The 20,723-nt window shown below is 71.9% G+C and carries 21 protein-coding genes; 8 read left to right on the forward strand and 13 right to left on the reverse strand.

The window, feature by feature from the left end; translation table 11 throughout:
- Window positions 1–201: 201 nt before the first annotated feature.
- Complete coding sequence (locus OEIGOIKO_RS08195) at window positions 202–1,281, reverse strand: FAD-dependent monooxygenase (RefSeq protein WP_125053274.1); 1,080 nt, start codon at window positions 1,279–1,281, stop codon at window positions 202–204.
- Between the two features lie 66 nt (window positions 1,282–1,347).
- On the opposite strand from OEIGOIKO_RS08195, the gene OEIGOIKO_RS08200 reads away from it, so the two are divergent.
- The 3 genes from OEIGOIKO_RS08200 to OEIGOIKO_RS08210 all read left to right on the forward strand — a co-directional run bounded on the left by OEIGOIKO_RS08200 (window position 1,348) and on the right by OEIGOIKO_RS08210 (window position 3,837).
- The gene (locus OEIGOIKO_RS08200; protein ID WP_125053276.1) at window positions 1,348–1,929 is read left to right on the forward strand and encodes a TetR/AcrR family transcriptional regulator; all 582 of its coding nucleotides are present in this window, start codon (window positions 1,348–1,350) and stop codon (window positions 1,927–1,929) included.
- Window positions 1,930–1,996: 67 nt separating this feature from the next.
- Complete coding sequence (locus OEIGOIKO_RS08205; protein WP_125053278.1) at window positions 1,997–2,842, forward strand: GNAT family N-acetyltransferase; 846 nt, start codon at window positions 1,997–1,999, stop codon at window positions 2,840–2,842.
- 128 nt (window positions 2,843–2,970) lie between these two features.
- The gene (locus OEIGOIKO_RS08210) at window positions 2,971–3,837 is read left to right on the forward strand and encodes a chitosanase (protein WP_125053280.1); all 867 of its coding nucleotides are present in this window, start codon (window positions 2,971–2,973) and stop codon (window positions 3,835–3,837) included.
- An 80-nt stretch (window positions 3,838–3,917) separates the two neighbouring features.
- Here OEIGOIKO_RS08210 and OEIGOIKO_RS08215 read toward each other — a convergent pair whose 3' ends face one another.
- The 8 genes from OEIGOIKO_RS08215 to OEIGOIKO_RS08250 form a co-directional block, all read right to left on the reverse strand.
- Window positions 3,918–5,333: a nucleobase:cation symporter-2 family protein gene (locus OEIGOIKO_RS08215; protein WP_125053282.1), complete on the reverse strand. Its 1,416-nt coding sequence runs from the start codon at window positions 5,331–5,333 to the stop codon at window positions 3,918–3,920.
- Window positions 5,334–5,636: 303 nt separating this feature from the next.
- The gene (locus tag OEIGOIKO_RS08220) at window positions 5,637–7,040 is read right to left on the reverse strand and encodes an 8-oxoguanine deaminase (RefSeq protein ID WP_125053284.1); all 1,404 of its coding nucleotides are present in this window, start codon (window positions 7,038–7,040) and stop codon (window positions 5,637–5,639) included.
- A 75-nt stretch (window positions 7,041–7,115) separates the two neighbouring features.
- Entirely contained in the window at window positions 7,116–8,522 is a 1,407-nt protein-coding gene (locus tag OEIGOIKO_RS08225; protein WP_174857137.1) for a nucleobase:cation symporter-2 family protein, read from the reverse strand.
- An 86-nt stretch (window positions 8,523–8,608) separates the two neighbouring features.
- Window positions 8,609–9,565: a factor-independent urate hydroxylase gene (pucL, locus tag OEIGOIKO_RS08230; RefSeq protein WP_125053286.1), complete on the reverse strand. Its 957-nt coding sequence runs from the start codon at window positions 9,563–9,565 to the stop codon at window positions 8,609–8,611.
- A 5-nt stretch (window positions 9,566–9,570) separates the two neighbouring features.
- Entirely contained in the window at window positions 9,571–9,987 is a 417-nt protein-coding gene (gene uraH, locus OEIGOIKO_RS08235; protein WP_125053288.1) for a hydroxyisourate hydrolase, read from the reverse strand.
- Window positions 9,984–10,526, reverse strand: a complete 543-nt coding sequence (gene uraD / locus OEIGOIKO_RS08240) for a 2-oxo-4-hydroxy-4-carboxy-5-ureidoimidazoline decarboxylase (protein WP_125053290.1) — start codon at window positions 10,524–10,526, stop codon at window positions 9,984–9,986. The genes uraH and uraD overlap by 4 nt, the downstream gene beginning before the upstream one ends.
- A gap of 171 nt (window positions 10,527–10,697) precedes the next feature.
- A complete protein-coding gene (locus OEIGOIKO_RS08245) occupies window positions 10,698–11,078 on the reverse strand; it encodes a helix-turn-helix domain-containing protein (RefSeq protein ID WP_125053292.1) in 381 nt (126 codons plus the stop codon).
- A complete protein-coding gene (locus tag OEIGOIKO_RS08250; protein WP_125053294.1) occupies window positions 11,075–11,338 on the reverse strand; it encodes a YkoF family thiamine-binding protein in 264 nt (87 codons plus the stop codon). Before OEIGOIKO_RS08250 ends, OEIGOIKO_RS08245 begins: the two co-directional genes overlap by 4 nt.
- A 189-nt stretch (window positions 11,339–11,527) precedes the next feature.
- On the opposite strand from OEIGOIKO_RS08250, the gene OEIGOIKO_RS08255 reads away from it, so the two are divergent.
- The 5 genes from OEIGOIKO_RS08255 to OEIGOIKO_RS08275 all read left to right on the forward strand — a co-directional run bounded on the left by OEIGOIKO_RS08255 (window position 11,528) and on the right by OEIGOIKO_RS08275 (window position 17,213).
- A complete protein-coding gene (locus OEIGOIKO_RS08255; RefSeq protein WP_125053296.1) occupies window positions 11,528–12,370 on the forward strand; it encodes a TIM barrel protein in 843 nt (280 codons plus the stop codon).
- 29 nt (window positions 12,371–12,399) lie between these two features.
- Complete coding sequence (locus tag OEIGOIKO_RS08260; protein WP_125053298.1) at window positions 12,400–13,293, forward strand: 2-hydroxy-3-oxopropionate reductase; 894 nt, start codon at window positions 12,400–12,402, stop codon at window positions 13,291–13,293.
- A 4-nt stretch (window positions 13,294–13,297) separates the two neighbouring features.
- Entirely contained in the window at window positions 13,298–14,314 is a 1,017-nt protein-coding gene (locus OEIGOIKO_RS08265) for a thiamine pyrophosphate-binding protein (RefSeq protein WP_170251654.1), read from the forward strand.
- A gap of 215 nt (window positions 14,315–14,529) precedes the next feature.
- Complete coding sequence (locus tag OEIGOIKO_RS08270) at window positions 14,530–15,999, forward strand: catalase (RefSeq protein ID WP_125053302.1); 1,470 nt, start codon at window positions 14,530–14,532, stop codon at window positions 15,997–15,999.
- Between the two features lie 479 nt (window positions 16,000–16,478).
- Window positions 16,479–17,213 carry a hypothetical protein gene (locus tag OEIGOIKO_RS08275; RefSeq protein WP_125053304.1) on the forward strand — a complete coding sequence of 245 codons (735 nt, stop codon included), beginning with the start codon at window positions 16,479–16,481 and terminating at the stop codon, window positions 17,211–17,213.
- Window positions 17,214–17,315: 102 nt separating this feature from the next.
- Here OEIGOIKO_RS08275 and OEIGOIKO_RS08280 read toward each other — a convergent pair whose 3' ends face one another.
- The 4 genes from OEIGOIKO_RS08280 to OEIGOIKO_RS08295 form a co-directional block, all read right to left on the reverse strand.
- Window positions 17,316–17,486: a ferredoxin gene (locus OEIGOIKO_RS08280; RefSeq protein ID WP_371859014.1), complete on the reverse strand. Its 171-nt coding sequence runs from the start codon at window positions 17,484–17,486 to the stop codon at window positions 17,316–17,318.
- 66 nt (window positions 17,487–17,552) lie between these two features.
- A complete protein-coding gene (locus tag OEIGOIKO_RS08285; protein ID WP_125053306.1) occupies window positions 17,553–18,815 on the reverse strand; it encodes a cytochrome P450 in 1,263 nt (420 codons plus the stop codon).
- 86 nt (window positions 18,816–18,901) lie between these two features.
- The gene (locus OEIGOIKO_RS08290; RefSeq protein WP_125053308.1) at window positions 18,902–19,693 is read right to left on the reverse strand and encodes an ABC transporter permease; all 792 of its coding nucleotides are present in this window, start codon (window positions 19,691–19,693) and stop codon (window positions 18,902–18,904) included.
- On the reverse strand, window positions 19,693–20,697 hold the full coding sequence (locus tag OEIGOIKO_RS08295) for an ABC transporter ATP-binding protein (protein WP_125053310.1): 1,005 nt from the start codon (window positions 20,695–20,697) through the stop codon (window positions 19,693–19,695). The genes OEIGOIKO_RS08290 and OEIGOIKO_RS08295 overlap by 1 nt, the downstream gene beginning before the upstream one ends.
- Between the last annotated feature and the right edge of the window lie 26 nt (window positions 20,698–20,723).

The raw sequence follows: 20,723 nt of genomic DNA on the forward strand, positions 1-20,723 counted from the left end.
GCCGGCGCCGGGGGATGCGGGCCCGGGGGCGGGGCCGGCTCTGCGCGAGGGCTCGGTGTCCGGCTGCCGGTCGTGCGGATGCTGGGCGTTCGGGTCCACCGCGGAACCCCTCTCCGTGGCGTCGGGCGCGCACTTGACTGACGATCAGAACGAATGCAGCGTATCGGGCAAAACGCCAGCACCCTCGACACCCGCCACCCCTCAGGCCGGCGGTCCGCCGAGCGCCAGCGCGGCCCGCATCGCCGCGTTCCGCAGGCCCGTCAGCCGCCGCGCGTGCGCCATCCGGTTCATCAGCCGCGCCGTGCGCGCCAGCCGCCGGGTCACGGAACGCCGTTCATGATCATACGTACGCAGGGCCGTCGGCACGTGGGGCGACACCCGCAGGGCCCGGGTCAACTCCACGGCGTCGACCAGCGCTTCACAGGCCCCGCGCCCCAGGTCGGGCGTCATGGCGTGGGCGGCGTCACCGATGAGCGCGGTGCGGCCGCGGACGTAGGAGGGCAGCGGCGGGTCCAGGTGGTACAGGTCCAGACGCAGCACTCCGGGCTCGTCCAGCCGTTCCAGCACGTGCCGCACGCCGGCGTGCCAGTGCCCGAAGCGGGAGCGCAGCGCGTCGGCCTCGCGGCCCGGATCGCGCTGCCCTTCCGGCGCCACCGCGCAGGCGAACCAGTTGGTGCGCCCGCCCGTGGTGGGCGTGACGCCGAACCGCAGCCCCTCGCCCCAGGTCTCGACGACGGCGCCGGTGTCACCGTCGACCGTGCCACGCCAGGACGACGCGCCGACATAGCGGGCGCGGTACCGCGAACCGAACAGGGCCGTGCGCGCGGCACTGTTGAGGCCGTCGGCCGCGATCACCACGTCGTACGCGCCGTCCAGTGCCCGGATGTCGTCGACCGGGCGGCCGAAGGTGACCGACCCTTCGCCGCCGGCCGCCTCGCACAGGAGGGCGAGCAGTTCGGGGCGGGAGATCAGGCGGACGACGTCGCCGGTGCGCCGCTGGAGGGCGGCGACGTCGAGGGTGGCGATGCGTCCGCCGTCGGGGCGCAGGAAGGCGCCGGCGGTCTGCGGCCGGCTCAGATCCCGTACCTGTTCGCCGAGGCCGAGGGTGTCCAGGGCGGCCAGCGCGCCGGGCCACAACCCGAGGGCGGTGCCGGCCGCGGGGAGACGGCGGGCACGTTCGAAGACGTCGACCGACCAGCCGCCTGCGCGCAGGTGGAGGGCGGCGGCGAGACCGCCGATGCCGCCGCCGACGACGGCTGCCGTGCGTGGTGTCAGCTCCATGCCCGCTCACGGTACTATGTTTATAGTGCATCGGCACTACAAGCATAGTAACGAGAGGTGCGCAGGGTGGCACGACGGCGGGACCAGGTACTGGACGCGGCGATCGGAGTACTGGGAGCCGAGGGGCCCCGCCGGCTCACCTATCAGGCAGTGGACGCCGCAGCCGGGGTACCGCCGGGCACCACCTCCAACTACTTCCGCAACCGCGGCGCCTTGGTCGACGGCATCGTCGGCCATCTGGAGGCGCTGGAGCGCCACGACTGGGAGGAGTTCGCCCGGCAGGCCGTCCCGGCCGACGTGCCCGAACTCGCCGACGCCGTGACGCGGTTCCTCCTGTACGCGACCGGCCCCGAGCGCGCCAGGACCGCCGCCCGCTACGCCCTCTTCCTGGAGGCCTCGGCCCGCCCCGAGCTGCGGCCCGCGCTCACGCGGGGGCGCGCGGCCGTCGTCGGCTGGGGCACGGAGTGGATGCGGCGCTTCGGGTCGCCGACGCCGCAGCGGCACTGCGAGATCCTTCTGGACTACCTCGACGGTGTCGCCTTCCGCCAACTCTCCTTCCCGGCAGACGACTTCGATCCGGCGCCGGGCATCGGGGAACTGCTGGCCAGGCTGCTCGGCACGCCCCCGGAGTCCGCCGCGACGGCCTGAGGCCGGTGCGCCACGCCGCGGCCGAATTCGATGGCCGCCGGACGCGGCCTGTGGTGGAGTGACGCCGGTGACCACACAAGACACCGAGTCAGCGCGAGCCGCCGCCTACCGCGCGGCGTACGACGAGCAGATGCGGGACCGCGGGTTCGCGCCGGACACACCGGGCACCGAGCGGGTCGGCCCCGTACTGCGCAGCACCCTCCCCGCGCACGGCGGGCTGATCCTCTACCGCGACCTGGGCGGACTCGACGGGGCGGAGCTGGACGCCTTCATCGCCGCCCAGCGCGACCACTTCGCGGCCCGCGGACTGCCGGCCGAGTGGAAGTACCACGGCCACGACCTGCCCGCCGACCTGCCGGACCGGCTGGCCGCGGCCGGATTCGTGCCGGAGGAGCAGGAGACGGTCGTCATCGGCGAGGCGGCGGAGATCGCCGGGCCGCCCGGCGGGGCACCGCTCCCCGAAGGCGTACGGCTGCGCGAGGTCACCGGCCGGGCCGACTTCGACCGCATCGGGGAACTGGCCGCCACCGTCTGGGCCGACGACCGGAGCTGGCTGGCGCCGGCCATGGAGGAGTGGGTGGCGGGGCGGGACGGCGACCCCTGCACGGTGACCGTGGCGGAGTCGCTGGCCGGCGAGGTGGTCTCGGCGGCGTGGATGCGCTTCCACCAAGGCACCGACTTCACCTCGCTGTGGGGCGGCTCGACGCTGCCCAACTGGCGCGGCAAGGGCGTCTACCGCGCCCTGGTGGCGCACCGGGCGGCGCTCGCGGTGGCGCGCGGCTTCCGGTACGTGCAGGTGGACGCGCTGGAGACCAGCCGTCCCATCCTCAACCGGCTGGGCCTGGTCAGCGCCGCCACGACCGTTCCGTACGTCTGGCGGCCGCCGGCCGACGACGCGCCGAAGGGTGTCTGACACGCCGGTGGTTGGCGTGATCTGACCGGTGACGGCCCTGACCAAGTTCTGATAGGAAAGCTTCCTAACGATTGGGATCCCTCACCGCACCACGGCCTCACCGGCCCGCTCCCCACTGGAGGACAACCATGCGTGCCCGATCCATAGCCAAGTCGCTCCGCAAGCCCGCCACCGGCCTGACCCTCGGCCTGGTCCTGCTCGCCGTACCGGCGACCGCTGTCGCGGGTACCGCGGTCGCCGCCACCGGCCAAGCGCCCGCCACGGCCCACGTCGCCGCCAAGGCCGCGGCCGGACTGGACGACCCGGCGAAGAAGGAGATCGCGATGCAGCTGGTCTCCAGCGCCGAGAACTCCTCGCTGGACTGGAAGAAGCAGTACGCCTACATCGAGGACATCAAGGACGGCCGCGGCTACACCGCCGGCATCATCGGCTTCTGTTCCGGCACCGGCGACATGCTGGACCTGGTCGAGCTGTACACCCAGCGCAAGCCCGGCAACGTCCTGGCGAAGTACCTGCCCGCGCTGCGCAAGGTCAACGGCAGCGACTCGCACGCGGGCCTGGGCTCCGCCTTCGAGAAGGACTGGAAGAAGGCCGCCCAGGACAAGGACTTCCAGAAGGCGCAGAACGACGAGCGGGACCGGGTGTACTTCAACCCGGCCGTCAAGCAGGGCAAGGCCGACAAGATCGGCGTGCTGGGCCAGTTCGCGTACTACGACGCGCTGGTCATGCACGGTGACGGCAGCGACAAGACCAGCTTCTCCAACATCCGCAAGCGCGCCCTGGCCAAGGCCAAGACCCCGGCCCAGGGCGGCGACGAGAAGGCGTACCTCGACGCCTTCCTGGACGCCCGGGTCTGGGCGATGCAGCAGGAGGAGGCGCACAGCGACACCAGCCGCGTGGACACCGCGCAGCGCGTGTTCCTGAAGAAGGGCAACCTGAACCTGAACCCGCCGCTGGACTGGAAGGTGTACGGGGACTCGTACCACATCGGCTGAGCGAGACGTCGGCCGAGCAGCTCTGCGGCCCGTACCGTTCCGGGAAATCCGGTGCGGTACGGGCCGCCGGGCTGTGCGGATCAGTGGGCCGGAGCCGCTTCCTGACCCGCCGCGCCCCGCTCCGGCTGCTGCGGGATCACCTCCAGCGGCGGTTGGCCGCGCCGCTTGCCGAGGTGGTTGAAGGCGAGGTTGAGCACGATGGCGACGAGGCAGCCGGTGCTGATGCCGGAGTCCAGGACGACCAGCATGTCCTTGGGGAAGTCGTGGTAGAAGTGCGGCGCCGCGATCGGGATCAGACCGATGCCGACCGAGGCCGCCACGATCAGCGCGTTCTCCCCCTTGTCCATCGCGGCCGTGGCCAGCGTCTGGATGCCGCTGGCGGCGACCGAGCCGAACAGCACGATGCCCGCGCCGCCCAGCACCGGCAGCGGCACGAGTGAGATCACCGAGGCGGCGACCGGACACAGGCCCAGCACGATCAGGATCAGGCCACCGGTGGCGACGACGAACCGGCTGCGCACCTTGGTCATCGCGACCAGGCCGATGTTCTGCGCGAAGGCGCTGTTGGCGAAGCCGTTGAAGAGCGGGCTCAGGGCGGTGCCGAGGGTGTCGGCGCGCAGGCCGCCCTCGATGGTGCGCTCGTCGGCGGGCCGGTCCACGATCTTGCCGAGGGCGAGCATGTCGGCGGTGGACTCGGTCATGCAGACCAGCATGACGATGCACATGCTCACCACAGCGGCCACCTCGAACTGGGGCGCACCGAAGTGGAACGGCGTCGGGAAGCCGACGACGCCGGCCTCGGCGATCGTCCCGAAGTCGGTGATGCCGACGGGTACGGCGATCAGCGTGCCGGCGATCAGGCCGAGCAGGATGGAGATCTGCTGGAGGAAGCCGCGCAGCACCCGGCGCAGCACCAGCACGACGACGAAGGTGAGCGCCGCCATGCCGATGTTGGTCAGCGAACCGTAGTCGTGCGCCTGGACATTGCCGCCCTGCGACCAGTTGAAGGCGACGGGCAGCAGGGAGACACCGATCAGGGTGATGACGGTGCCGGTGACGACCGGCGGGAAGAACCGCACCAGCTTGGAGAAGTAGGGCGCGAGGAGGAAGCCGAGGACACCGGCGACGATCACCGCGCCGAAGATGACGGGCAGCGCGTCGCCGGGGCCCTGTGCCTTGCCGATGGCGACCATCGGGGTCACCCCGGCGAACGAGACGCCGTTGACGAACGGCAGCCTGGCGCCGATCTTCCAGAAGCCGAGGGTCTGCAGCAGGGTGGCGATGCCGGCGGTGAAGAGGCTGGCGCCCATCAGGAACGCGGTCTCGGCCGGGCTCAGCCCGCAGGCCGGGCCGACGATCATCGGCGGGGCCACCACGCCCGCGTACATGGCGGCCACGTGCTGCAGGCCGCTGGTGAACATCTTGAAGGGCGGGAGGGTCTCGTCGACCGGGTGCTTCCGGTCGCCCTGCGCCGTCCGCCCTGAGGTTGCGGCCACTGCGGGCCTCCTTCGATTTCTGCGCCGCGAGGGGGGCGGCGGCGCGAGCCTGTCACGGAGGGCGTGCGTCGGTGCGGTGGTGCAGCGGTCGGCGCTCGTGGCGCGCCACAAGAGGTGACGAGTAGTCACATAACTTGTATAGAAAAGCAGTTGGGGGGCGACGATGTGCAGCGGTACCGGCCCGGGGACACGGAGAGAGGACTCCGTGCCCCCGGGTTCCGGCGCTTGTGGACCCCGCTCGGATCCACAAGCTCCCGGCCGGGGCCGTCCCCCCGGCCGAGTTCTCGGGCCGCCGGGCGGGGATCAGCCCTCGGCGGCGATACGGGCCAGACGCCGGGCCTCGGCCCGCGCGGTCCGGGCGACGCTCTCCTCGTCGACGTTGGTCAGCCGGCCGTCCTCGACCACCGGCGCACCGTCGACCAGCGACAGCGTGACGGGCGCGGCGGCGCCGAAGACCAGCGCGGTCACCGGGTCGGCGATGGTGGAGTGGGCCAGGCCGTCCAGCTTCCACAGCACCAGGTCGGCCAGCTTGCCGGCCTCCAGGGAGCCGATCTCGGCCGTCCGGCCCAGGACCTGGGCGCCGCCGTAGGTGCCCAGGCGCAGCGCCTTGCGGGCGTCGAGGGCCGCCTCCTTGTGCGCGCCGAGCCGGTTGATCAGCAGCGCGGTGCGCAGTTCGGTGTGGAGTTCGCCGCTCTCGTTGGAGGCGGTGCCGTCCACGCCGAGGCCGACCGGAACGCCCGCCGCGAGCATGTCGGGGACACGGGCGATGCCCGCGCCGAGCCGCGCGTTGGAGGACGGGCAGTGCGCCACGCCGGTCCTCGTCCGGGCGAAGGCGGCGATGTCGGAGTCGTTCATGTGGACGCAGTGCGCCATCCACACGTCCTCGCCGAGCCAGCCGGTGGACTCGAAGTAGTCGGTCGGGCCCATGCCGAACAGCTCGTGGCAGAACTTCTCCTCCTCGACCGTCTCCGAGCCGTGGGTGTGCAGCCGCACGCCCTTGCGCCGGGCCAACGCCGCGCCCTCCCGGAGGAGTTCGGTGGATATGGAGAACGGGGAGCAGGGCGCGACGGCGATGTGCACCATCGAGCCGAACGAGGCGTCGTGGTAGGTGTCGACGGCCTCCTCGGTGGCCAGCAGCGCGCCCTCGGTGGTCTCGACCGCGAAGTCCGGCGGCAGTCCCCCGTCCTTCGCGCCGCGGTCCATCGAGCCGCGGGCCAGGGTGATGCGCGCGCCGATCTCGCGGGCGGCGGCCAGTTCGGCGCCTACCAGGTCGCCGGCGCCGCGCGGGAAGACGTAGTGGTGGTCGGAGGCGGTGGTGACACCGCCCTTGACCATCATGCCCAGCGAGCCCTGGGTGGCGGCCGCGAGCATCGCCGCGTCGATGCGGGCCCAGGTCGGGTAGAGGGCCACCAGCCAGTTGAAGAGGTTGTGGTCGGTGGCCAGGCCGCGGGTCATCCACTGGTAGAAGTGGTGGTGGGTGTTGACCAGGCCGGGGGTGACGAGGTGGCCGGTGCCGTCGACACGGCGGACGACGTTCGCCAGGCCCTCGGGGGCCGGGCCCGCGCCCACCGACTCGATGAGGTTGCCGGCGACGACGACATGGCCCGAGGCGTACTCGGTGCCGTCGGCGTCGACGGTCGCGACGGCACAGTTCTCGATGACGATGCGCCGCGTCACCGCGCTGTCAGGGGATGCCGGTGCTGCCATGGTGGTTCTCCTAGAAGATGCGGCATGGGTTTCCCCCTTGCTCGTCGGGAGCCCGAGGGAGGGCACGGCATGGCCCTACGGGATTTGAGTGCCGGAGCCGGGCGAAGCGGCTGACAGGACCGCTGCCCCCTTGGTGCTCCGGGTGCCGAGATGGTGGAAGAACAGGTTGAGCAGGACCGCGACGAGCGCGCCGGCGCTGATGCCGGAGCCGAGCACGGTCTGCGCCCAGGCGGGGAAGTCCTCGTAGAACGTCGGGGCGGCGAGCGGGATGATGCCCGCGCCCAGCGAGACGGCCACCAGGATGATGTTGGAGCTGTCGTCGAGGCCGGCTTCGGCGAGCGTACGGATGCCGCTGACCGCGATCGAGCCGAACAGGACGATCCCGGCGCCGCCGAGGACGGGCATCGGCACGAGGTTGACGACCGCGCCGAGGACGGGAAAGGCGCCGAGGACCAGCAGGGCGGCTCCGGCGACGGCGACGACGTAGCGGCTGCGCACCCGGGTCAGCGAGACCACACCGACGTTCTGCGCGAAGGCGCTGGTGGGGAAGCCGCCGAAGACCGGTCCGACGAGGGTGGCGAGGCCGTCGGTGCGCAGGCCGCGGGTGATGGTCCGCCCCGTCGTACGCCGTTCGCAGATCTCGCCGAGGGCGAGCATCCCGGCCGCGGACTCGGTCATCAGGACCAGCATCACGATGCACAGGGACAGTACGGCGGCGGGCTGGAACTCCGGTGCGCCGAAGGCGAAGGGGGTGGGCAGCGCGACGACGGGCGCCTCGCGCAGCGCGTCGAAGCTCGCCATGCCGAACGGGACGGCGGCGAGGGTGCCGGCGACCAGGCCCAGCAGCAGGGCGATCTGTTTGACGAAGCCGCGGGTGAAGCGCTGGAGCAGCAGGATGACCACGAGGGTGAAGGCGGCCAGCGCCAGGTACTTCATGGAGCCGAAGTCGGCGGCCTCCTTGTCGCCGCCCTGCGCCCAGCCGACCGGTACGGGCATCAGGGTGACGCCGATGAGGGTGATGACGACGCCGGTGACCAGGGGCGGGAAGTAGCGCAGCAGTCTGCCGAAGAACGGGCCGACGGCGAGGCAGAAGGCGCCTGCGACCATCACCGCCCCGTAGATGGCGGGCAGTTGGTGTCCTTTGGCGGTGGTCTCGGCGATGGCCAGCATCGGGGTGATGCCGGCCGAGGAGGCGGCGTTGACGAACGGCAGCCGGTTGCCGGCGAACCGGCCGGCGCCGAGGGTCTGCAGGAGCGTCGCGAGCCCGGCGATCAGCAGGCTGGCGGCGATCAGCCGGGTGCGGCCGGCGGTGTCCAGGCCGGTGGCCTGGCCGATGATGAGCGGAGGGGTGACGACGCCGGCGTACATGGCGGCGATGTGCTGCAGAGCGGCGGGGACGAGCCGCTTGGGAGCCGGCTTCTCGTCCACCGGGTGGACCGGTGGGACGGGGTGGTGCTCAACGTGCGGTGGTGGTGCGGCCATGTTTCGCGTTCCCCTCAGGAGGCGCGGGCCCCTCCCCGCTGCGGGACGGGGAGGGACGGCGAGGCACGGCGCTGCGTCGGGAGCCGTCAGAGGTTGGTCAGATCCATCGGGATCTCGGCTTCGACACCGTCGCGCAGGACAGTGGCTTCTATCAGGCCGTACGGGCGGTCCGCCGCGTAGTAGACGGCGCTGTCGGGGGTGTCGTTCTTCAGGCCGAAGGGCTCCAGGTCCACCAGGAAGTGGTGCTTGTTCGGCAGCGAGAACCGCACCTCGTCGATCTCCGCGCGGTTGTTGATGATCCGCGAGCCCATCTGGTACAGGGTCTGCTGGAGCGAGAGGCTGTAGGTCTCCGCGAAGGCGTCCAGCAGGTGCTTCTTGACCTGGGCGTAGGAGCGTTCCCAGTTGGGCATCCGCTGGTCGTCGTCGGTCCAGTTGAAGCGCCAGCGGCCGGAGACCTCGGTGGCCAGGATGCGGTCGTACGCCTCCTTGAGCGTCGTGTACTTGTCCTTGATGTAGCCCCAGAACTCGGAGTTGGTGGAGTTCATCACGACCAGGTCCTTCAGGCCGGAGATCACCTGCCAGCGCTCACCGTCGTAGGTGATCTGGGTCAGCCGGGTCTCCTGGCCCTTGCGGACGAAGGAGTGCCGGACCTCGTCGGCGCCGATGAACTTGGCGTTGGCCTCGGAGGTCTCGATGCGCTCCCAGCCGTACTCCTCGATGCGGATGCGGGCCCGGTGGATCGGTTCCTGGCTGGTGACGAAGTGCCGGGCCAGGTGGATGCCGAACTGCTCGGCCGACTCGATGCCGTGTTCCTTGGCGAAGGCGTACACGGTGTTCTTGGTCGTGTCGGTGGGCAGGCAGTGGGCGTTGGAGCCGGAGAGGTGCACCTCTTCGAGGTCGCCGGAGAGCGCGACCGAGACGTTGAGGTCCTTGATGTGGTGGGTGTCGCCGTCCCGGGTGATGCGGACGACGCGGTTCTCCGCCTTGCCGTACTGGTTCTGGCCGAGCATCGCCGGGCGGGCGGGACGGGAAGAGTGGACCATCGGTGCTAGCTCCCTCGGTATACGGAGTAGCCGAACGGGTTGAGCAGCAGCGGTACGTGGTAGTGCTCACCCGGCTGGACGGCGAAGGTGATCGCCACTTCCGGGAAGAAAGCTCCGCTGTCCCTTACGCGGGGGGCGTCCTGCTGTTCCTCGGCTTGCTGGTCGGCCGTTGCGGCCTTGCTGGCGAGGTACGTCTCGGTGTCGAAGCCGAGGCGTACGTGGGTGGTGCCCTCCGGCAGCGCCGGCAGGTCCTTGCAGCGCCCGTCCGCGTCGGTCTTGGAGGCACCGTGCGTGTTCCAGTCCCCGCCGGGTCCGGAGCGCACCGAGAGCGTGAGGGCGATGCCCTCCGCGGGGCGGCCCGCGCTGGTGTCCAGGATGTGCGTGGACACCGAGGTCTCGTGCCGGGCCGTTCCGCTGCTCATGGTCGTGCTCCTTCTGCGGCGTCTGCCGGGTCCGCCGCGTCCTCGACGAGGCGGCCCAGCCGGATGCGATTGATCTTGCCCAGTTCGGTACGGACGATCTCGCGTTCTTGTTCCGGCGTGTTGTCGAGCCGGTTACGGGCGGCGTCCCGCAGCTGCTCACCGGTCCGGCCGGTGGCGCAGATCAGGAAGACGTGCCCGAACTTCTCCTGATAGGCGAGGTTCAGTTCGAGCATCTCCGCCTTGAGGTCGTCCCCGGCCGCCGACATCCCCCGCTGTTCGCGGGAGGAGGTCGCGTCGCCCGGCGTGGGCCGGCCGATGGGCGGGTGCCCGGCCATCGCCTCGGCCAGGTCCGCCGCGGTCAGCTCGGCCATGGCGGCGTCGCTGGCGGCGAACAGGGCGTCGGTGCTGGGGTACGGGCGACGGTCGAGCAGCCGGCTCCCCCACGCCTCGCTGGCGCACGCCTCGCGCAGTGCGGCACGGGCCGTACGGTCGGCGGCGGCGTTGAACCGGGCGAGACCCGGCGTCGGATTCGAAGACACGGGAAGCCTCCGTGGCCTGGTGCGGTACGGGCTCTGCTTGGCTGGAAACAGCTAAGACCTCCGGCAACATCACGTCAACACTTTGTTGAAAACTCGGCAACAAGAAAGCCGCCGTCCGGTTCATCCGGACGGCGGCACGTACACAAGTGCCCAACGGGCACCATTTCCGGGTCAGTCGGCACCCTTCGCCGCGTTGTCCCTGTTCAGGTAGTTGTAGACGGTGAAGCGGCTGACGCCGAGCGCGCCGGCGACCGTCTCGACCCCGTGGCGTACGGAGAACGCGCCCCGCGCCTCCAGGACGCGTACCACCGACTGCTTGGTGCGGCGATCCAGATCACTGAGCGGTACCCCGTGCCGGCGCTCCAGCTCGGCGAGGAGGTGATCCAGCGACTCGGACAGGTGCGGCAGCCGTACCGCGACCCGGTCCTGCCCCTCCCAGGCCAGGACGACATCGTCACCCCGCGCCTGCTCCGGCGCGACCAGCTCCGCGCCCATGGCGTCCACCAGCGGCTTCACCGCCTGGACGAACGGGTGGTCGGCGGGCTCGGTCACGTGGCGTCCTCCCCGGCCGGCGCGATCACGTTGACCTGGAGGGAGACGCGGGTGGCGCCGGCCTCCAGGGACTTGCGCAGCAGCGCGTCCACCGCGGAGAGCACCTTCTCGCCCTCCCCCTCGGCGGTGTTGCCGAACGGGCCGACGTCGACGGCGTCCAGCCCGGCGCCCGTGACGATGTCGCGCCCCACGACCGCGTGGGCGGGCGCTTCGTCCAGATCGAACGGTTCCGTCGTGAATTCCACTCGCAATCGCACCATGCCCCCAAACTAGCGCCGCCGGACGGCGTCCTGTCCGGGCCCCCGCAACTCCCCCGCACGCGTGCGGGCGGCGAACCGCCGCCGCGCCCCGCCGCTCGCGCGGACCCTCTTGACAGGTCACGAGATCCGCAGGCAATGTTCCAATCAGCAGAAACAAAGTTCCGCAATACGGAAGGGCGCTTCTCCCTCATGGGCTTCTCGGACGCGCGTTTCAACGTCAATCTGTCGATCCTGTTCACCGAGCTGCCGCTGCTGGAACGCCCGGCGGCCGCCGCGGCCGCCGGGTTCGGCGCGGTGGAGCTGTGGTGGCCGTGGGTGGACGCCCCGGTGCCCGAGCAGCGGGAGCTGGACGCGCTGCGCGACGCCCTGCGCGACGCGGGCACCCAGCTCGTCGGGCTGAACTTCTACGCCGGGCGGTTGCCAGGACCCGACCGCGGCGCCCTGTCCGTCCCCGGCGAGGAGTCCGAGCGCTTCCGGGCCAATGTGGACGTGGCCGCGGACTTCGCGCAGTCGCTGGGCTGCACCGCGCTCAACGCCCTGTACGGCAACCGCGTCCAGGGCGTGGATCCGGCCGTCCAGGACGCCCTGGCGCTGGAGAACCTGACGCTGGCCGCCCGCGCCGCGCACCGGGTGGGCGCCACGCTGCTGATCGAGGCGCTGAACGCGCCGGAGTCGCCCGACTGCCCGATCGTCTCGGCACCCAAGGCCATCGAGGTGGTGGACGCGGTCAACGCGGCCACCGGCCTGGACAACGCCCGGTTCCTGATGGATCTGTACCACCTGTCGATGAACGGCGAGGACGTGGAGGAGGTCATCGACCGGTACACCGGCAAGACCGGCCACGTCCAGATCGCCGACAACCCCGGCCGCGGCGCCCCCGGCACCGGCACCCTCCCCTTCGAAGAGCTGCTGGACCGGCTGCGCAAGAACGGCTACGCCGGCTGGACCGGCCTGGAGTACAAGCCCGGCGACACCCCCAGCGCCGGTGCGTTCGCCTGGCTGCCCCGCCCGCTGCGCGCCGCCGCCCACTGAAATCCCGTTTCGCGAAAGGCACCCCGTACATGAGCACTCTTCCGAAGATCGCGTGGATCGGGCTGGGCATCATGGGCGCGCCCATGGCCGAGAACCTGATCAAGGCCGGCTACCCGGTCACCGGCCACACCCTCGAACAGGACAAGCTCGACCGGCTGGCCGCCGCCGGCGGCACCCCCGCCGCCTCGATAGCCGAGGCGGTCCGCGAGGCGGACGTCATCGTCACCATGGTGCCCGCCTCCCCGCAGGTCGAGGCCGTCGCCTACGGCCCCGACGGCATCCTGGACAACGCCCGGCGCGGGGCGCTGCTGATCGACATGTCCTCGATCACCCCGCAGACCTCCGTCGACCTGGCCGCCGCCGCGGCCGGCAAGGGGATCAGGGTGCTGGACGCCCCGGTCTCCGGCGGCGAGGCCGGCGCCGTCGAGGCCGTCCTGTCCATCATGGTCGGCGGGGCCCAGGAGGACTTCGACGCCGCGTACCCGCTGTTCGAGGCGCTCGGCAAGACCGTCGTGCGCTGCGGTCCGCACGGCTCCGGGCAGACCGTCAAGGCCGCCAACCAGCTCATCGTCGCGGTCAACATCCAGGCGTGCGCCGAAGCCGTCGTCTTCCTGGAGAAGTCCGGCGTCGACCTGTCCGCCGCCCTCGACGTCCTCAACGGCGGACTGGCCGGCTCGACCGTGCTGACCCGTAAGAAGGACAACTTCCTGAACCGCGACTTCGCGCCCGGTTTCCGCATCGACCTGCACCACAAGGACATGGGCATCGTCACCGACGCCGCCCGCGCCGTCGGCGCCGCGCTGCCCACCGGCACTCTCGTCGCCTCCCTCGTCGCCGCGCTGCGCGCCCAGGGTGACGGCGGCCTCGACCACTCCGCTCTCCTGCGCGGCGTCGAGCGCCTCTCCGGCCACACCAGCGGCTGACACCGTGCCCGTCCAGGTCTTCGGCTCCCCTGGCGCCGCAGCCCTCCCGTGGTACGAATCGCTGGAACGGGCCGACGGGAAAAGACAGCTGACGGCCGATCACGAGTCGGACGCGGTGCACATGGCGGTCGGCTGGGCCCGTACGGGCGGAAGGACCGGTTTCGCCGTCGCGGCCCCGGAGTTGCCGGCGCGGACCGGCGCCAGGTCCGGCGCGGGTCTCGACGGCTTGCTCGCCGGGCTGCGCACGGCTTACGCGGACGCGGTTCCGCTGGTCTGCGTGACCGGCCGGACCGCACCGCCCGGCCGGGACGGCACGGCGGTACCGGCCGCCGCCCTCCTCCGGTCGGCCCGTCCGGTGACCAAGGCCGCCGTACGGGTCGAGGACCCGGCCCGGGTGCCGCAGGCCCTCCACGCGGCCTTCCGGACGGCGCGGGCGGACCGCCCAGGGCCCGTACTGGTCGACCTGCCGTACGGAACGGCCGACCACGACGCCCTGCTCGGCGCACTGGACGAGCAGGACTGCACGCGGAGCGACGACGGACGGCCGCACCGGGCTCCGCACCGCACCCGCCGGTTCGTGGTGTGCGGGCGGGGCGGGCCGCCCGGCGGGCAGGTACCGACCGCCGTCGGTGTGCGGGTGGCGTTGGATGCTTCGGGCCACCGGGACACCACGGTTGTCGCGCTTGCCGGAGCGGGCCAACTGCCGTACGCGGTAGGCGCTTTGGGGGCGGCAGCGAGGTACGAAGTGCCGTTCGTGCTGGCCGTGTTCGACCCCGGCGGCCGGGACGGCTGCGGACGGGCACGAGAGCTGATGCGGGTCTACGGCTGCTCGGGGCACCGGGTGGACGGCCGCGGCAGCCTGCGCTCCGCGGTCGCCTGGGCCCGCAAGGAGTGCGTGACGACCGCACGCCCGGTCCTGCTGCTGATCGCCGCGCGCACCCCGGCCGAAGTGCGCGCCGCAGCAGGCACGCAGACACTCGTCACGCGCGTCCCGCATCCACGCGTCCCACCTGAAGCGTAAGCCTCCCCAAGACTTCCCGGCGGCGGTGCCGACACCTGTCCTGTCGCGCCCAGGCGCCGCCGCCGGGAACACCACGAGCGCGCCCCCGAGCCGCTCCCGCACCCCCTCCGCGCACCGCCCGGCAACTTTTCAACAAAGTGTTGACGGAGGTGGGGGTGCTCCATACGCTCCCACATGCGGAAGCCGACTTCCGCGCTCTCGTACGGAAGGTCACCATGCCGAAGCCCACGACGACGCGCCGTCTCACCACGGAGGCCGGCGCTCCGATCGCCGACAACCAGAACTCCGCCACCGCCGGCGTCGGTGGCCCGCTGCTCCTCCAGGACCAGCACCTCCTGGAGAAGCTCGCCCGCTTCAACCGCGAGCGCATCCCGGAGCGCGTCGTGCACGCCCGTGGCTCCGGCGCGTACGGGTACTTCGAAGTGACCGACGACGTCACCGGGTTCACCCGCGCCGACTTCCTGAGCGCGGTCGGCCGGCGCACCGACCTGTTCATCCGCTTCTCGACCGTGGCCGACAACCTCGGCGGCCCGGACGCCGCCCGCGACCCGCGCGGCTTCGCGGTCAAGTTCTACACCGAGGAGGGCAATTACGACCTCGTCGGCAACAACACCCCGGTCTTCTTCATCAAGGACCCGCTGAAATTCCCGGACTTCATCCACTCGCAGAAGCGCGACCCGTTCACCGGCAAGCAGGAGCCGGACAACGTCTGGGACTTCTGGGCCCACTCCCCCGAGGCCACCCACCAGATCACCTGGCTGATGGGCGACCGCGGCATCCCGGCCTCGTACCGGCACATGAACGGTTACGGCTCGCACACCTACCAGTGGACGAACGCCGCCGGCGAGGCCTTCTTCGTCAAGTACCACTTCAAGACCAACCAGGGCATCCGCTGCCTGGACGCCGCCCAGGGCGCCGAGCTGTCCGGCAAGGACCCCAACAGCCACCAGACCGACCTGCTCCAGTCCATCGAGCGCGGCGTGTACCCGTCCTGGACGCTGTACGTGCAGATCATGCCGGCGGCCGAGGCGGCGGACTACCGCTTCAACCCGTTCGACCTGACCAAGGTGTGGCCGCACGCCGACCACCCGCTCCAGCGGGTCGGCCGCCTCGTCCTGGACCGCAACCCCGACAACGTCTTCGCCGAGGTCGAGCAGTCCGCGTTCTCGCCCAACAACTTCGTGCCCGGCATCGGACCGTCCCCGGACAAGATGCTCCAGGGCCGGCTCTTCGCCTACGCCGACGCGCACCGCTACCGGCTGGGCGTCAACCACACCCAGCTGCCGGTCAACGCGCCGAAGGCGACCGTGGCGGACAACTACGGCCGGGACGGCCTGATGGCGTCCAACGCCTACGACCGGCACGCCAAGAACTACGAGCCCAACTCCTACTCCGGTCCCGCGCAGTCGGACCAGCCGCTGTCCGCGCCGCTCGCGCTCACCGGCCACACCGGCACCCACGCGGCCCCGGCGCACGCCAAGGACGACGACTTCTTCCAGGCCGGCGAGCTGTACCGGCTGATGTCCGAGGACGAGAAGAACCGCCTGGTGGCGAACATCGCCGGGGGTCTGGCCCAGGTCTCCCGGGACGACGTGGTCGAGAAGAACCTCGCCCACTTCCACGCGGCCGACCCGGAGTACGGCAAGCGCGTCGAGGCCGCAGTGCACGAGCTGCGCGAGGACTGACCCCAGGTCAGCGCGGGGGCCGACGGGAGGTCTGCCCCACGCGCGTCCGTGCCGGCCGGTCCGCTGAGGGGTGGCCGGCCGGCGCGGGAAGGCGGCGCGGGGCTCCGCGGCGCACGGTCAGGGAGCGACGGCCCGCACGGCCCGGTCTCCCGGGAGACACCGGTGCGGTGGTCGAGCCCGTCCGAAGGAAGGACGGCCCGTCTCCCCGAAAGCGCCTCGGAGCCCGCGTCCCGCTGTCCCTCCCCCAAAAGTCCCGCCCGGCGGTGCGGTTGTCCTGTCGCGCCCATCTCCCGTGCCGCCGGGCGGCATCATCGCCCGTGGGCCCGGCTTTCCGCACGATCGCGGAAAGCCAGGGTCCGTTCGCATATGTCTGCGGTAATGTCGGCTTCTCACCGTGTAACTCCCCCGACGCGAGCCGGTGGAGGACCATGGACGGCAGCAGCTGAGCCTGTCTGCCGATCTACCCGCCAGGAGCCGCCATGGCCGACAGCGTGCCGGTGCGCTGCCCCACGTGCCGCCGCGAGAACGCGTTCACCCCGCCCACCTTCCCGTGCGCCTGCGGCGCGCCGCTGACCCTGCCGGTGCTGCGCGGCGGCATACCCGTGGAGATCCTGCACCGCACGTGGCAGAGCTCCTGGGTGGAGGTGCGCTGCGAGACCTGCGGCCGGCTCGACGAGTGGCCCGCGCCGGAGTCCGGCTGCGCGTGCGGGACGGTGGTACGCGTCCCCGTCGTACCGGTACCGGCCCCGCCGCCGCCCGGCCCGCCCGCCCCCGGCAGCCCCGCGCCGGCACCACCCGGCGGACCGCCCCGCCGGCCGCCGGTGCTGCGGCCCGCCTTCCGGCCGGTCACCATCCGTACGGCCGGCGACTGCGTCACCGCCGCCGCCCAGTACCTGAAATGGCTGGGCTTCACCGACATCGCGCGGGTGCCGGAGCGCACGGCGTCGGGCGTGGACCTGCGCGGCTCCGGGGTGGTGGCCCAGGTCGACCCGACGACCCGCGCGACCAAGCTGCGGGAGGTCGAGTGCCTGTGGCTCAACGCGCTCAACGACTCCGCGGTCGCCGTCTGCTTCTCCCTGGCGGGCTACTCCCGCGACGCCCGCGCCCGCGCCGACGCACTGCACCTGCCGCTGTTCGTCATGGACCTCACGGGGACCCCGCAGCCGGTCAACGACCCGGCGGACGAGCTGATCAGGGACGGTACGGGGCGGTAGGGCGGCCGCCCGGTCCGGTGCCCGTGGTGACGGCCGCCGGACATCCGAGAGCCCCCCACCGGCGCGCGGTGCGGGGTTCCCGGTCCGGACGTGCCCCGGTCGCTACGATCCGGTGGCCTCCACGGAGACGAGGGCGATGGCTCCGGCGGGACAGAGGCCGGCGGCCATCCGGGCGGCGGCCCGGTTTTCGGGGGCCGGCGCGGCGTCCAGGAGGACCACCAGGCCCTCCTCGTCGTCCTGGTCGAAGACTCCGGGCGCCGTCAGGGCGCACATGCCGGCGCCTACGCAGCGGTCACGGTCGGCGCTCAGGCGCAGCGGTGCGCTTGGGTCGCTCACGGTCTACTCCTTGTCCCAGGTGACGGGCAGGCTGAGCACGCCGTAGATGTTGGCGCGGTCGCGCAGCGGCACCTCGTGCGGCGGCACCGCGAGGCGCAGGGTGGGGAAGCGGGCGAGGAGCGCCGGGAACGCGACGGCCATCTCGACGCGGGCGAGCTGCTGGCCGAGGCACTGGTGGGCGCCGTGGCCGAAGGCCAGGTGCCCGGTGGCCTTGCGGTGGATGTCGAGCCGGTCGGGGCCGGGGAACTTGCGCGGGTCGCGGTTGGCGGCCTGGACGGACACGGTCACCGTCTCGCCGGCCTTGACCAGCCAGCCCTCGACCTCGACGTCTTCGAGGGCGGAGCGCAGGATGGGGTCGGCCACGCTGAGGTAGCGCAGCAGTTCCTCGACGGTCTGCTCCACGAGGCCCGGGTCGGCGCTCAGGGCGGTCAGCTGGTCGGGGTTGCTCAGCAGGGCGAAGGTGCCGAGGCCGAGCATGTTGGCGGTGGTGTCGAGCCCGGCGGCCAGGAGCACCCCGCCGACTCCGATCAGCTCCTCCTCCGTGAGGTCGGAGGTGGTCAGATCACTGAGCAGGTCGTCGGTGGGCTCGGCGCGCTTGGCGGCCACGAGTTCCCCCATGAACCGGCCGACGGCCTCGAACGCCGCGGCCTTCGCCGTCACGTCGGCGGCCTGGTCGAAGAGGGTCGCCACGTGCTCCTGGAAGCGGTCCCGGTCGGCGTACGGCACGCCGAGCAGTTCGCAGATCATGAGCGCGGGTATCGGCCGTGCGAACGCCTCCACCAGGTCGACGGTGGGTCCGGCCTGCTCCATGGCGTCCAGGCACTCGTCCGTGAACTGCGCGACGCGGTCGGCGAGCTGCCGCATCCGGCGGACCGTGAACTTGCCGGTGAGCAGCCGCCGGAAGCGGGTGTGCTCGGGGGCGTCGAGGCCGAGGAAGTCGCCGACCGGGGCCGGCGGCATCTCCGTCACCTCTTCCATGCCCGGCATCGGTATCGGCAGGTGCAGGAGTTCGTAGCGTGCGCTGAACCGCGGGTCGGACAGGACCGCGCGGGCCGCGGCGTGCCCGGTGGCCAGCCAGCCGGTGTGCCCGTCGACGTAGCGCAGGCGGCGCATCGGCTCGTCGCTCAGCGCGGTGAGTCCGGCGGGCGGGTCGAAGGGGCAGCCGGTGCGGCGGTCGGTGGGCAGGACGGGCAGCTCTTCGGCGGCGGTGGCGCCTTCGGTGGTGCCGTCGGCGAGGGCTCCGGCGGCTGTCGGGTCGTGCGGCATGGGGTTCTCCAGTAATCGTCGGTGCTGGTGAACGTGCTGGCGGCTGGGGCGGGTCACCGCTCGGAGCCGGTGGTGCGGGGGCCGCGTCAGCGCTTGGCCCCGGTCTTGAAGGTGCGGCGGGCCCAGACGTAGCCGACCAGGGTGAGGCCGGCGCACCAGGCGAGGCCCGCGACCGCGCTGCCGCCGATCTCCGTGCCGAGCCACAGACCGCGCAGGGTGTCGATGACTGGCGTGAAGGGCTGGTACTCGGCGAACCAGCGCAAGGCGGTGGGCATCGAGTCGGTCGGCACGATGGCGCTGCCGAGGAACGGCAGGAACGTCAGCGGCATCGGGATGTTGCTGGCCGTCTCGGGGTTCTTGGCGACCAGGCCGATACCGGCGGCGAGCCAGGTCAGCCCCAGGGTGAGCAGGGCGAGCAGGCCGAGGGCGGCGAGCCATTCGACGGGCGTGGCGTCGGGGCGGAAGCCCACCAGGAGCGCGACGGCGGTCACGAGGCCGATGCTGATCATCGTCTGGATCAGGCTGCCGACGACATGGCCGGTCAGGAAGGAGGCGCGGGAGACCGGCATCGTACGGAAGCGGTTGACGATGCCTTCGGTCTTGTCCATGCAGACGCTGATCGCGGTGGTCAGGGCGCCGGACGTGGCGGCCATCAGGATGATGCCGGGCGCGAGGTAGTCGATGTACTCGCCGCCCCCGGCGGCCGACGCCCCGATGCCGCTGCCCAGGGCGGTGCCGAAGGCGTAGTTGAACAGCAGCAGCATCATGACGGGCATGATGACGACGGTGAGCGTCAGGGACGGGTAGCGCAGCGCCTTCTTGAGGTTGCGGCGCAGCATCGTCCTGGAGTCCCGGACCGCGTAGGACAGGGTGGCCATCAGACGTTCTCCTCGGTCGGGGCGGCGGTGCCGGCGGGGCGGGGCTGACCGGTGAGGGTCAGGAAGACGTCGTCCAGGTCGGGGGTGTGCACGGTGAGCGACTCGGCCCGTACGGCGGTGGTCTCCAGGGTGTCCAGGACGGCTCGCAGGGTGGTGACGGAGCTGTCGCCGGGGATCTGCAGGGTGAGGGCTTCCTCGTCGCGCGTGGCGAGGCCGAAGAGGCCCGCGGCGGTGTCCAGGGCCAGGGCGTCGGCGAACCGCACCCGGATGTGGCCGCCGGGGATGCGCCGCTTCAGCTCGTCGGCGGTGCCCTCGGCGATCAGCTTGCCGTGGTCCAGCACGGCGATGCGGTCCGCGAGCTGGTCGGCCTCTTCGAGGTACTGGGTGGTGAGGAAGATGGTCACGCCGTCGTCGGCGACCAGGTCGCGGATGATCTCCCACATGGTGCGGCGGCTGCGTGGGTCGAGCCCGGTGGTGGGCTCGTCGAGGAAGATGATCCGCGGCTCGCCGACCAGGGTCATCGCCAGGTCCAGCTTGCGCCGCATGCCGCCGGAGAAGGTGGCGGCGGTTTTGCCCGCCACGTCGGACAGGTCGAAGCGGCGCAGCAGGTCCCTGGCCCGCCGCTTGCCCTCGCGCCGGTCGAGGTGGTGCAGGTCCGCCATGAGGAGGAGGTTCTCCTCGGCGGTCAGCAGGTTGTCGACGGCCGAGAACTGGCCGGTGACGCCGATCGCGGAGCGCACCGCGTCGGCGGCCCGGGTCAGATGGCGGCCCGCGACCCAGGCGTCGCCCGCGTCCGCGTCGATGAGCGTGGAGAGAATCTCCACGGTGGTGGTCTTGCCGGCGCCGTTGGGCCCCAGCAGGGCGAAGACGGTGCCTTCGGCGATGTCCAGGTCGATGCCGTCGAGCACGAGCTTGTCGCCGTAGGACTTGCGCAGTCCGGTGGCGGTGATCGCCGGCGCCGTGGTGCCCACGGCGGTCGGCGCGGAGATCTGGGTGACGGTCATGCCGCTGTCCTCTCGGGTGCGGTGAG

Origin of the sequence: Streptomyces paromomycinus (assembly GCF_003865155.1) — a bacterium.
Lineage (GTDB): Bacteria > Actinomycetota > Actinomycetes > Streptomycetales > Streptomycetaceae > Streptomyces > Streptomyces chrestomyceticus.